Consider the following 12,697-nt stretch of genomic DNA (forward strand, 5'->3'; position numbering starts at 1 on the left):
ACGCAGCTGCGACTTCGGTGGACTGCCGGGAACGCCTCACGGCTTATCCCGGCCTACATGTACACCCGAGGCTCGACCCCCATCCCGACCCGCTGCAGCGAGTGCCCTTGTAGGCCGGAATAAGCGGCAGCGTTTCCGGCAACGCGGCAGCGTCTTCATGGACTGCCGGGAACGCCTCACGGCTTATCCCGGCCTACATGGTACACCCGAGGCCCGACCCCCACCCCTACCCGCTGCGGCGGCTGCCTTTGTAGGCGGGAATAAGCGGCAGCGTTTCCGGCAACGCGGCAGCGTCTTCGTGGACTGCCGGGAACGCCTCGCGGCTTATCCCGGCCTACATTTCGCCTGAGGCTCGCCCCCCATCACCGTCCGGTCATCTTCTCCAGCTTCTGGAGCCTTGCCAGATGGGACCTCACCCGGTATTGCGCAACCCCCAGGCTATGCCGTTTATGGTGGCGGCGAGAACGAAATCGAGATCTGCAGAGTCCGCCCCCCCTCTCTTGCGCCGCAGCAACTCTATCTGGACCAGGCTCAGGGGATCGACGTACGGCTTGCGAAGCCTTATGGAACGCGCCAGCGGCTGGTTTTGCTCCAGAAGCTCCTTTTGCCCCGTGACCGCCAGGATAAGCGCCCGGGTGCGCTGGAATTCCTCCACCACCATCCGGAACACCCGCTCCCGCAACGGCACATCCGAAACAAGCTCCGCATACAGGCTCGCCAGGGGGAGGTCCACCTTCGTGAGAGCCAGCTCCACGTTTCTGATGAGGTCGTTGAAGATGGGAACGCTCCCCAGCATTTCCTGCAACAGGGGGAGAGCACCATTTTCACCCGACATGAATTCCTCGAGAGCAGAGCCGACTCCGAACCACCCGGGAATGACATGCCTGCTCTGCATCCACCCGAACCCCCACGGTATGGCGCGCAGGTCGTCGAGGCTTCGGGTGCGGCTACGCTTGCTCGGGCGCGAGCCGATCTTCGCCACCTCGAACTCCATGATCGGAGTCGCCTGTTCCAGGTACGGCATGATGTCGGGATTTTCCGCGATCTGCTCCCGATAGCAGCGGTACGCCGTTGACGACAGCCGCTCCAGGATTTCCTCCTCCCACCCTGCAGGGACGGCCGCATCTCTTTCCGCGCCGAGGGTGAGAGAAGCGAGAGACGCGGCAACCATGACTTCGAGATTGCGCCCTGCGAGCTTTTCATCTGCATATTTCCAGTTCACGACCTCCCCCTGCTCGGTGAGCCGGATGGAGCCGGCAAAACCTTCCGCAGGCTGGGCTGTTATCGCCCTCTGGGTCGGCCCGCCCCCCCGCCCCACCGTTCCGCCGCGCCCGTGGAAAAGGCGCAGCTCCACCCCGCACTCGGCAGCGACCTTCTGAAGTGCGCGGTGCGCCTTGAAGATTTCCCAGGTGCTGGTGAGCATCCCGCCGTCCTTGTTGGAGTCGGAATACCCCAGCATGACCTCCTGCCTGCGCTGCCACGAGTCCAGATACCGCGCATATGCCGGTGTGCTCCAAAGGGTACGGCAGACCTCCGGAGCGTTGCGCAGGTCCATTATCGACTCGAAGAGGGGGACGGGCATCACGCCGGGGTCACGGCGGTCCGCTGTCGCGGCCACCTCTACGCCGCACAGTTCCATAAGCCACACCAGTGAGGTTATGTCGCTTACCGACTGTGCCCCACTGATAACGTAACTGCGGATTGATTCCGGCGGATACTCCCGCTTCAGCTCGGCGACCGCGCGCAACGTGCGCAGGAGATCGACAGTTTCGGCTGACGTTGACGCGGACGCGAAATTCCCTGCCGACCGCAACTCCTGCCCCGCAGCGAGCTCGGCCACCGCCTTTGCGTGCACGTGCGCGTGCTCGCGGATGTCGAGCGTGTGCAGATGGAAGCCGAAGGTCTCCACCTTCCGCAGCAGCCCGTCTACGTAGTCGCAAGCCAGCCGCTCTCCCCCCCACTCAATCAAGCTCTTTCGCACAGTGGCGAGGTCAGCCTTGAAGGAGGCGGCGTCCGGATAGGCCTCGGGATCATCAGGATCGAACCGGGCGTGGTGCAGGCGATGACGGACTACCGCCACGTACTTGCGATACGACTCGCACTCGGGGTACCCCTCGATGTCCAGAGCCGCAGCGGGAAAGGACCGTCGATACTCCTCGATCGCCGCATCGATTTCCGGAGAGGACCCTATCGTGCAGCTGGAGGTGGTGAGGAGCTCGCGAAGCTGGTCGACTTCGGCGAGGTAGTGCGCGAGGATCGTTTCGCGTGCCTTGGCAAGCGCCGCCCGTGTGCTTTCGGTAGTGACAAAGGGGTTGCCATCGCGGTCGCCCCCTATCCACGATCCGAAACGGAGAACGGTCGGCAGCTCACCCGGGCAAAACTTCATCCCGTACACCTCGGCAAAGGCATCGGCGAAGTCCTGGTAGAAGGATGGCAGAGGCCGAATGAGGGAATCCGGGTAGTGGTGGAGTCCCATCTCGATCTCGTCGATCACCGTTGGCTGCGTGCGACGCACCTCGTCGGTCTGCCACAGAGCGGTGATCTCCGTCGCAATGGCGTCCTGCCCCCGTGCCGCGGCATCCGGTGCAAGAGGGAGCTGTTCAAGCTTTTCGAGCACCTTCGCGATACGGCGTCTCTTGAAAAGAACCACCTCCCGAGCCACTTCCGTGGGGTGAGCTGTAAATACGGGAACGACCTCCACCTTTCCGAGGCACTTCAGTGCCTCCTCGCCGCTGATGCCGCTATCACGCATGCGGCGCAGGATGCCGCGCAGCGAGCCCGGCTTGTCGCCCGCCGCCGCCAGCCGTATCGCGTGAAGCCTTCTTTTCCGGTGATTCGTTTCGGCGAGATTCGTGAGCTCGAAGTAGGTGCCGAAGGCTTTCACGACCTGGTAGGCGTCCTCGAGGGGAAGGCTGCCGACAACCTCTATCATGCGGGTCAGGAGTTCCCGCTCTTCGCCCGTTTCGGAAGCCGAGGGGGCATGCTCGTCTTCGAGCATGCGGTGGCGGATCGCCAACTGCCGCAGTTCCTCCTCCGTCTCGTACACAGCCATTCCCGCCTGCTCGCGGATCACGGTCCCAAGGAGCATGCCGAGGGATCGCACGTCGCGTTTCAGCGGCTTTTCGTTTATCGACGGGTCGGGGCTCACCAGTTCATCGAGGCGTTCCCGCTGGTCTTCGACCAGCCAATAAAGGTCCCTGTCTGCCATAGGTGAATTCCCCGGGTATAGCGCGAGTCAAAAAAGAAGTGTGCAGGAGCCATTGGAAATATTTTACACCTGCGGAGGACGAGAGAAGAGGGACCAGCCGTGCTGGGGCCAGTCGCAGCCGCCGATCCTTCAGCCTCCAAAGGAGCTCCCGCGTCCCTTCCCTTTCAAGGGGAAGGACAGGATGGGGAAGGGGTAGAGCCGAAAATGCGACAAGGCCCATACAGAAATCTGCAGGGCCTTGTCCGGGTGCTGCTTGAACTGGATCTGATCTCCCGAGGTGCTACGGGCCTACTTGAAAGTCTTCAGGATGTACTCTGCGATCGCAGTGGCATCGGCGTCAGGGACAGTCGTAGCATCGAACTTCGGCATCCCGCCGGAGGGGTTGCGCATGAAGGCGACTATGTCCTCCGCTTTGGTCATATTGTTCGCCTTCAGGTCCGCGCTATGAAGGGTCTTCTTTGCATTCATGGTGTTGCCGCCATCGGGGTGACAGGAAGCACAGCGTTCCTTGAAGAGCGCCTCCCCCGATTTCCCCTGCGCCTGAGTCGCGGTCCCTGCGGGCGCCGCCGGCGCTGTAGTCGTTGCCGGTGCCGGCGTCGTCTCGGCCGGCTTGTGCTCCTCCTCCTTTTTGCACCCGCCGATGATACACCCCGCGATGGTGAGAGCGGTCAATCCTGCAGCAATTTTCCTGTTCATGCATTCCTCCTCTGATCAGTGGATTCGACAGTGGCGCCGTTGCCATTACAGCCGGATAACACGGCGCAGTCACAGCATAACCGCAAGAAGGTTAACTGGGGCCACCCCGTTGTCAAGGGAGGCAGGAAAACCGGACCTGCTACTTAACCGATCTTCGCGTTCAGTAAGATCGTGCAGAAACACAAAGTTGGTATATCTTTCGAGGAAGAGGGCCATCTCCTTTTCCCTTTTTGTGAGGCTGGTATGGCAAAACCCTCCCTTTTCATTGGTTCATCTACCGAAGGGCTCGAATTTGCCCGGGCAGTGCGCTCGCAGCTGGAGGACGTCGCTGAGGTTACGGTGTGGAAGGAAGGTTTCTTCAAGCCCGGGGGCACCTTCATCGACACCCTCGTCAACGCGGTTTCGAGGTTCGATTTCGCCGTATTGGTATTGACCCCGGACGACCTTGTGGTGAGCCGCGACGTGGAACAACTCACCCCTCGCGACAATGTCATTTTCGAGCTGGGGCTCTTCATGGGACGACTCGGGCGGCCGCGGACCTTTCTTCTGCACCAGGCCGATATCAAGATTCCCAGCGACGTGGCCGGAGTAACGACTGCGGTGTACAACTGGCCGCGCGGAGACAACAACTACCTATCCGCCGTCGGAGCAGCCTGCGACAGCATCCGCAACGTCATTCGTGACATGGGCATGTCCGACCTGAAGACCGCCTACGCTATCAGCAACATCACCTCGCGTCAGGAACAGCAGGAGAAGCAGCTTTCCCAACATGAAGCGGAGATCCGCTCGATCCAGATCGCGCTGCAAAGCGTGGTCACCGTGTACGAATTTGAAAAGCTGGTGGGACTCGGCAAGGACGAGCCGTTCCTTTGCTACTACTCTGACGATTTGCTGGCGGAGCTGAAGCGACTGCGTGCGATGGGGCTGGCCCGCCACCATGAGGGGAGCGGCCTGAGCGCAATCAGGCAGCAATACAAGGACAGCCCCGACCAGTTTGACTTGAGACGCTTCTTCTACATCACGGAACAGGGACGGGAATACCTTCAAATAAGGCGCAGGTTGCTGAAGGACGAAGGGACAGAGAAGTTGTAACGTTGGTAATCAAGTGGCAAAAAAGGGCCCGACAGGACATGCTGCCGGGCCCTTCTCTTTCATCTAGCTCACCCTCAGATCAAGCGCTCGCTTCGCTGCTCACCCCTTCCGCTTCCGCCAGCAATGAGGCGCACTCTGCATCCTCGGGGTTTATGCGGCACCCTTCGCGGAAGTAGCTAGCGGCGGTTTCTTTATTCCCCTGCTGCAAAGAGATGCTACCGAGCACCGCGTTGATCCGCGGGAAGGACGGGATCATCTCCCGCACCGCTTCAAGTTCCTTGACAGCCTCATCGAGCCTCCCCTGCCGCTGCAGGAGCATCCCTATGGTGTAGCGGATCGCCGGGACCCGCGGAGCCAGCATGGCGGCCTTCCGAAGGGCCTGCTCCGCCTGGTCGAGATCTTGGTTCAGCTCCAGCAGCGCGGAGCCGAGACCGAGGTGCGCCTCGAACATGTGAGACGCCAGCCCGATCGCCTGCCTGTAATGCGAGACAGCCTTGTCCGCCATCCCTGCAGTCAGGTAGACGTTTCCGAGGTTCACCTGAACTTTCGGCGACATGGGGTTTATCAGGCATGCCTTGGAGAGGTAAAAGATCGCCTTGTCACCTTCCCCACATTCGGCATACAGGGTTCCCAGCAGGTAGTTGCCGTCGAGATGCTTCGGGTCGGCAGCGAGTATCTTTTTGTACAGCTTTGCAGCTTCCCTGTAGTCCCGCTTGTTGTGTTTCTCCAACGCCTTTCTTAGCAGCTTATCCAGTGCCATCTACAACGTCCCCCTCTTTTGCGAATGACTCAGCGGCGCGCGGCTCCGCCCGCCGTACATTTTCAATCCTGAACGGCCGCCTCTTCCCGGAGTGCGGATCGGGCTCCCGCACGGTTCCGCCTGAAAGGGAACCGCATGTGAGTGAAGAGCCATCCCGTGAATGCGCCGGCAGCGCCCCAGACCAGCAACCATACCGGGCCCTTCACAACCAGGTTCAGCTTCAGGCACAAGGCTATGGTTATCAGCAAGGAAACGACAAAACCGACCAAAAACCCGACCACCGCACGCATAGGCACTCCACGACAGAAATGGCGAAAGCCACTCATTAGCACCTTTGCCTGCCTTTCACAAGCGCTAAGATGGGCGGCAACTGGCGATGCGAAGGGAAATGCCATTTTCGCTTTAGAAGAAGTCGTGCTCGAAGGAGAGGTATGTGAAGACGCCGTAATCACCCTTTGACGGCCCGAGGGGGGATTTGATCTTCAAGTCTCCTCCAGAACCGCACCCCATTTAACAGTACATCTCGGTCGTCGAACCGCAGTGCTGCGGCACTCTAAAGATCAACGACAAGGCACCACCGCTTTTTGCAAAGTGGAATCAAAGAAAGTGCTTGAGACCACAGCAGTTGCGCACTTTGCAGGACGGTCCCGGCCAAGTCAAATCCCCCCTGTCCCCCCTTCGCAAAGGGGGAACGCTGGGCCTCCTCCAGCGCTTCATGGATCCTCCTTCCCGGGATTTCCTGGTGAACTCATTAACAGCGTAACGGTTCCCGCACGTCGTTACTGATCCGTCTTCGCGGGATGCGAGAGATCTGGCAGTTCGTGGTCCAGTCCGGTGACAGCAGCGAGCATGCGGCCGCGCAGGATGGGAGTCTTCACCGCGACCGGCAAGGCGATCTGTCTCGCCACCCGCGAAAATGGAGACTGGGCCGCGATCATGCGGGTGAGCAACTCCACCCTGCGCACCACCTGCCTGTCCACCGGCCGCCGGAGAGCATCATACTCGGCCATCCGGTTTGTCCTCACCAGTTCCGAGAACACCCAGGCGTCCTCCACGCCGAGGTTCATCCCCCGGGCGCCGATGGGAGAGTGGAGATGCGCCGCGTCTCCTGCAAAGTAGACGTCGTCGAAAGCCATCATGTCCACGATCCGGTGCGAGACGTGGAACTCCGATTCCCAGATCGGAACTCCTGCCTGCTCTGCCTGCACCAGCTGCGACAGCGGCTCAGGTCGGTTGGACATGACCCGCCAGAGCGGCTCTCCCGGCATGTCTCTCAGCGCGTCATCGACCATGCGCAGCATGAAGAGGAACCTCCCGTGGTCAAAGAGGAAGACGTGGGCGTGATCGGCGGCAAGCCCTGTTCGCAACTGCACGTCGGCAAGGTACCACTCCTCGCCGAGAGTGGACCCTCCGAAATCGAGCTTCAGCTTCTCACGAGCTGTACTGTGCGCACCATCTGCCGCGAGGATCCAGGGGCACTCAATCGCTTTCAGCATGCCGCCGCCGCTTGGCTCCAGTACCACCGCGACCCCGTCCTCGTCGGGACGGCAATCGATCATCTTCAAACCTCGCTCCACCGCTACCCCCGCCCGATCCAGAGCCCGGGCCAGCAGGCGCTCCGTGCTCGCCTGCGAGAGGGCGAGCATGAAAGGATAGTGCGGATGAATTCCCGCCAGTGAGAGCTCGGCAAACTTCCTGTGATGCCTGTGAAAGAGGACCCCGCGAATCGGCAATCCCAGTTCCAGCATCTGCCGTGAGATCCCGGTATGCTCCAGGATTTCGAGAGTGCGCGGATTGACTGCCATTCCGCGGGAGTGCGGAGCAGGCGCATGCCGCATCTCCACCACTCGCGGAACGATCCCCTGCCTCGCCAGAAAGAGCGCCGCCGCGAGCCCGACCGGCCCCGCCCCCACTATCAACGGTTGGTCGTGATTGCTCATATCAACCTCCGAACCTCTGTAACTATCGACTCCATAGGTAAATTGTAAGCGGCTTTCGTGGCCTTGCCGGAAGAGTGAGCCACTTTTGCGGCCACTGGTATCGGTGTCCCTGCCGCGAAAGCGCCCGGAGGAAAGTTATCGAGCACGGGAAAATCCGGAGCAGTCTGCGATCACTGTTTATTAATGCCAGCATATGTGCTATGAACTTTGGACCCGCCAAGGAGGGCACGGTATGGAGACAACTAAATGATTGAGAATGAAGTGGAGTATCTTGAAAAAAAGAACGTGCTGGAAAAGCTCCGTTTGACCTTGCGGGAGTTGAAGGATAATCCGCCGTCGGATCTGGACAACAGGTTTCATGAGCTGTACGTGCAATCGACGGAGCGCGAGATAGCAGATGTGGAGGGTGAGCTCGCAGAGTACGAAGCTCGGCAAAAGGAGAAGTGATCCCGGCATCAACAACGCTACGGCACAGGAGCGGAGCCATGACGGAAAGATTCATTGATCAGGTCAAGTACCTGAGGGAGGTCCTTGATGCCATTCCCTCGCTGATCTTCATTGTGGACCCGGATCTCAGGGTCATCGACTTCAACAGCACAGCCAAAACGTATCTCGACGAAGGAGAGGACGCCGTGTTGAAGCGCCTCTGCGGCGAGGTACTTCATTGCCTCCACCAGATTGACGCCGACGTCGAGTGTGGCAGTACCGAGTTTTGCAGAGATTGCATCCTCCGGCAGGCAGTAGGAGCTGTCACGGCGACGAATTCGACGTTCCGGGACAGGCACAAATTGCTGCACCGCAAAAACGGCAAAGAGGAGTTTGCCGAGTTTTATGTCACGGCATCGCCGTTGGCGGTCGAGGGGGAGCCCCTTGTCCTGATGGTACTGCAAGATGTGACTGAGTTGCTGGCCCTGCGATATCTTGTGACGCTCTGCTCCGTTTGCAAAAAGGTTCGCAATGAAGAAGGGGAATGGGAAGCGATACATCAGTACCTGAGGAAGAAAGACAATACCGTCTGCTCGCATGGCCTCTGCCCGTCCTGCTACCAGGAACAGTGCCAGGAGCTGGATAAGATCAACGAAATGGTTGCAGCACCTTTGCCAGATCGGAGGAAGTCCACGCCCCACGCCTAAACGTCTTCTCGTGGTTCCCCGCTGTAAATAAATGAAATAGCCAGCTGCCCCGAGGGGAGCTGGCTATCCTGTCAGAGGGGCTCCGCAGTTGACTTCTCCGCTCCGGAGGACCCTTTCTTACCTGCTAATACCCACTGCCGCCGCCAGTTCCGCCTCCCATGCTGCCGCCAGAACTGCCGCCGCTTGTGCCGCCGGTGCTGCCACCGGTGCCGCTGCCGCTACTGGAGCCGCCGGTGTCGCCTGTGCTGCCGCCGGTGCCGCTGCCACTGCTGGAGCCGCCCATGTCGCCTGTGCTCCCGCCGGTGCCGCTGCCACTGCTGGAGCCGCCCATGTCACCTGTGCTGCCGCCTGTGCCGCTGCCACTGCTGGAGCCGTCCATGTCGCCTGTGCTGCCGCCGGCGCCGCTGCCGCTGCTGGTCCCACTCGGGCTGGCACCCGCACCGCCACTGCTGGTACCGCTGGTGTCACTTATTGTGCCGCCAGCACCACTGCCGGTAGCACCACTCCCTCTGCTCGGACTGGACATCTCAGTGCTTCCGCCAGTTGCACTGCCACCGCTACCGCTCTTGTTCGCACAGCCTATTGTGCCAAAGGTAAGGGCCGAAACCGCAACGATCGCCAAAGTCCGGAACAACATTCTCTTCACACTTGCCATAGCTAACTCCTCCCGTGTTGTTTGCTTCACCACATTATTATATCGTGCTAATGTTAAAAAAATTAACACGTCAGCTCAAAGAGCGCGGAAATACGGGTGAAAGGGGACGCTGCGTGTGCTTGCAGCGGGGCGATGATGGCAAAAAAAAACGGGAGCAAGGCAGTCATTGCCAGCTCCCGCTTTTTCGCGGCGCTACCTTCTTACGTCCTAAATGCAGCAGGTGCTTTCAGAGGCACAGCATGCGGAACTGGTGTTAGCGCAGCAGGGGCTGCCGGTTTTGGAGGCGAGGGCCATTGTTGCTGCTCCGATGGTTGTGGCGGCGACAAGAGTGGCGACAAGAATGCGCAGGTGCTTTTTCATGGTGATCCTCCAGAATGGATTCAGTGGTATTGAGTCATCTGCCATCCATAATCCACATCCTGTGCCAAGACTTCCCTTTCCAGCTAAGCCGCCGGAAACGCTAGCATAAGCAAGAGAGATCCAGTTAAAGGCATCGGGGAATATTCTTTACTGCAGGAGGATTTTCTACACCTGGCGCCAGGAAGACGGGAACGCCGTACACCTTTAGGATGGCAACCCGTCTTGCGTAGACCTCTCCCTCGCCATGATGCCCTGACGCTTCCGGAAGAAAAAAAGAAAAGGGAGTCTGGCAGCCACGCCATCTCCCTTTTTGCTCTCTCGATCTCCGGCCACCCCACATGGAAGGTCCAGATCAGCGATCTTTCCCCTCCTGACGCAGATAGAAAACTACACCAACACGAGTGATATGTTCTTGCAGCTCGGCGTTTCCAAGCCGGTGAAAGATTGAAAGATCAATCTCATAAGGCAACAGCAGGTCATCGAGTTCTTCGGCAATGGCGCCTAGTTCTGGAGAAGCCAAAGAATCGCCGTAGAGGGTGAGGTCGATGTCGGAGCCGGGCTTGAAATTGCCTTTGGCGCGTGAACCGTACAGCACTCCTTTTTCCACCGCTGGGTGCCGCGCCAGGACGGCGTTAATCGACGCGATAGTCGCCTCTTTCAAGCCAAAGCGCATCACTCTGTCTCGGCTTCCAGCACGGAAAACTTCCTGAACATCTGGTCAAAGGCCGGAAAGAAGCGGGTAAGAATACTGTTTGCTATTTCCTCAGCAGTCTCGGGGTTGTAGGTGTGTGAAGAGAGATTGCGTGCCTTGATCATGTCCATCCATGCTTCTCCGTCATCAATCAGTGCGTTCTTGAATGCCAGCCTGGTCGCATCTTTGGAGCCGATGATCCCGGCAACTCCCTTTTCCTCCAGATAATCCTTCAACACATTCCACGCCAACTCGTGAGTTAATTCAAAGCCCTGCACCAATCCCTGCTGCTCCAGTTCGGTCAAATCGCGCTGGCTCGCAAGATCCACTGCCCGCCGCAAGGTTTCAAAGGCTCTGACATAGTTGTGGAAGCGCTGTTTCCAGCGAACGTCCTCATGCGTCATTTGATGGTCCTCAAGAGCGTCGGCAGTGCCATATGGCAGCCGCCCTGGCATTGAAAGGTGCGAAACAAAGTCCGGTTCACGTGGCTATTTGACGCGAAAGCATATCACGCAGAGTTAGCAGTTATCCATTGAAAAAGGACTCTAGATGAAACAGGTGCGGGTAGTCATGAACGGCACAAACGCGGGGGCAGCACAAACGCGGGGTCAGGCTTTGCATTTTGGGATTCGGCCCCGTTTCCAAAGCGGGGTCAGGCTTTGCATATGCGTATTTCCCTCTTTCAAATCCCCAAATGCAAAGCCTGACCCCAGCGTAGGGACACGTTACGGTGGATTCTATTCTTAATTGCACCAGTTGATGTAAAAGCAGGACATGACAGGCAAATCTGGTAGTGTGTGAAGCGCGACCAACACATACCCCAGGAGGAGCCCGCCATGTCCCACACGCATCTTACAGAAAATGAGCGATATGTCATCAGCCATTTGAAGGTGGCGAAATTCAGCCTTCGCGAAATCGGCCGTAGGCTTGGACGCCATCACACAAGCATCATGCGCGAGATTGCGCGCAACGGCCCGACATACCCCGATGGAGTTTACTGGTACACCTTCACGCATGGCACTGCGCTTAAACGTCGTCACCAGCCCAGGTCTTTCCGGCGGCAGGACAACGCCGATCTGGTCGCTTACGTTGAAGAGAAATTGATGCTGGATTGGCCACCTGAAGCCATTGCCGCCAGGCTCAAAATGGATTTCCCAATGGACCGGGCGATGCGCATCAGTCATGAAACCATCTACCGCTGGATTTACCTAGACGCCAGAGAAGGTGGCGAGCTTCACAAGCATCTTCGCCGTCGGAGGCGGAATCGCCGTAGGCAAACGCGCTACTGCGCAGGACGGCGGTTCATTCCGGGTCGAGTCTCAATTAAGGAGAGGCCGGCAGTAGTTGGTACCAGAGAACGATTTGGGGACTGGGAAGGCGACACGCTGCACGGTGCGAAAGGCGCAGGAAACCTTGCCACGTACGTTGAGCGCAAGAGCCGCTTTTTACTTGCCGCAAGACTCGCAGACAGAAGGGCCGCAACCATGACGGATCATAGCGCGAGGTGCTTCAGCCCTCTGCCCGAGATCCTCTGCCAGACAGTAACCGTTGATAACGGTAGTGAGTTTGCGGAATTCAAAGATCTGGAAACTAAGACAGGGCTTACCGTGTATTTCGCGGATCCTTATGCGTCTTGGCAGCGTGGCACCAATGAGAACACAAACGGCATCTTGCGGCACTACTTTCCGAAGGGGTTCGACTTCAGGACCCTATCAGAGGAAGAAATTCAGCAGGTCGTGAAACAGGTCAACGATCGACCACGAAAGTGCCTCGGCTACCGGACTCCTGCGGAAGTTCTGCGTGCATCATTCGGTGGTGCATTTACAACTTGAATTCACCTACGCTACTTTGAGTGAAGGGGGCTTTCTCTACTACAAAAGATGGATGACAGAGGACTCCAACGCACTGTCTGGGTCTGAGCGAGCGGGACAGAAAACCGTGGAAAGGAGCTTGAAGGAGAAAACGTACCAGAAAGAGATGCAAAAGAATGGAGATCTGGTCTACCACATTCCCGTCACAACATACTCCGTGTTCTACTTCGCTATCAAGAGCCCCGGAGTCTACATTGAGGATGCAATCGTGAAGCTGCGGTACGTCATGACGCTGTAGGAGTCACAGCCGGATCGTGCACCTTTTAACTGCCACTTGGGCATGGACCAGCA

General features: G+C 58.6%; 12 protein-coding genes. 5 read left to right on the plus strand and 7 right to left on the minus strand.

From position 1 onward, the window contains the following. Positions 1-412: 412 nt before the first annotated feature. Positions 413-3,208 (minus strand): phosphoenolpyruvate carboxylase, encoded by a 2,796-nt coding sequence (gene ppc, locus LPW11_RS07110; RefSeq protein ID WP_230997431.1) that lies wholly within the window; start codon positions 3,206-3,208, stop codon positions 413-415. Positions 3,209-3,496: 288 nt separating this feature from the next. Continuing rightward, positions 3,497-3,904, minus strand: coding sequence for a c-type cytochrome (locus LPW11_RS07115; protein WP_230997432.1), 408 nt, complete (start codon positions 3,902-3,904; stop codon positions 3,497-3,499). Between the two features lie 243 nt (positions 3,905-4,147). Here LPW11_RS07115 and LPW11_RS07120 point away from each other — a divergent pair, with 243 nt between their 5' ends. Next, positions 4,148-4,996 carry a nucleotide-binding protein gene (locus LPW11_RS07120; protein ID WP_230997433.1) on the plus strand — a complete coding sequence of 283 codons (849 nt, stop codon included), beginning with the start codon at positions 4,148-4,150 and terminating at the stop codon, positions 4,994-4,996. 79 nt (positions 4,997-5,075) lie between these two features. Here the strand turns inward: LPW11_RS07120 and LPW11_RS07125 are convergent, their stop codons facing one another. Further along, entirely contained in the window at positions 5,076-5,756 is a 681-nt protein-coding gene (locus LPW11_RS07125; protein WP_230997434.1) for a tetratricopeptide repeat protein, read from the minus strand. A 779-nt stretch (positions 5,757-6,535) separates the two neighbouring features. Beyond that, positions 6,536-7,696: an FAD-dependent oxidoreductase gene (locus LPW11_RS07130; protein WP_230997435.1), complete on the minus strand. Its 1,161-nt coding sequence runs from the start codon at positions 7,694-7,696 to the stop codon at positions 6,536-6,538. A gap of 246 nt (positions 7,697-7,942) precedes the next feature. Here LPW11_RS07130 and LPW11_RS07135 point away from each other — a divergent pair, with 246 nt between their 5' ends. Beyond that, positions 7,943-8,143, plus strand: a complete 201-nt coding sequence (locus LPW11_RS07135; protein ID WP_230997436.1) for a hypothetical protein — start codon at positions 7,943-7,945, stop codon at positions 8,141-8,143. A gap of 38 nt (positions 8,144-8,181) precedes the next feature. After that, entirely contained in the window at positions 8,182-8,829 is a 648-nt protein-coding gene (locus tag LPW11_RS07140; protein WP_230997437.1) for a PAS domain-containing protein, read from the plus strand. 124 nt (positions 8,830-8,953) lie between these two features. On the opposite strand, the gene LPW11_RS07145 is transcribed toward LPW11_RS07140, so the two are convergent. The 3 genes from LPW11_RS07145 to LPW11_RS07155 form a co-directional block, all read right to left on the minus strand. After that, the gene (locus LPW11_RS07145; RefSeq protein ID WP_230997438.1) at positions 8,954-9,355 is read right to left on the minus strand and encodes a hypothetical protein; all 402 of its coding nucleotides are present in this window, start codon (positions 9,353-9,355) and stop codon (positions 8,954-8,956) included. 841 nt (positions 9,356-10,196) lie between these two features. After that, positions 10,197-10,517 (minus strand): nucleotidyltransferase domain-containing protein, encoded by a 321-nt coding sequence (locus LPW11_RS07150; RefSeq protein ID WP_230998261.1) that lies wholly within the window; start codon positions 10,515-10,517, stop codon positions 10,197-10,199. Further along, on the minus strand, positions 10,517-10,939 hold the full coding sequence (locus LPW11_RS07155; RefSeq protein WP_230997439.1) for a nucleotidyltransferase substrate binding protein: 423 nt from the start codon (positions 10,937-10,939) through the stop codon (positions 10,517-10,519). The genes LPW11_RS07150 and LPW11_RS07155 overlap by 1 nt, the downstream gene beginning before the upstream one ends. A gap of 432 nt (positions 10,940-11,371) precedes the next feature. On the opposite strand from LPW11_RS07155, the gene LPW11_RS07160 reads away from it, so the two are divergent. Further along, entirely contained in the window at positions 11,372-12,367 is a 996-nt protein-coding gene (locus LPW11_RS07160) for an IS30 family transposase (protein ID WP_230994357.1), read from the plus strand. A gap of 145 nt (positions 12,368-12,512) precedes the next feature. Then, entirely contained in the window at positions 12,513-12,644 is a 132-nt protein-coding gene (locus tag LPW11_RS22355; protein WP_269145395.1) for a hypothetical protein, read from the plus strand. Positions 12,645-12,697: the final 53 nt, after the last annotated feature.

This window comes from Geomonas sp. RF6 (assembly GCF_021044625.1).
Classification (GTDB): Bacteria; Desulfobacterota; Desulfuromonadia; order Geobacterales; family Geobacteraceae; genus RF6.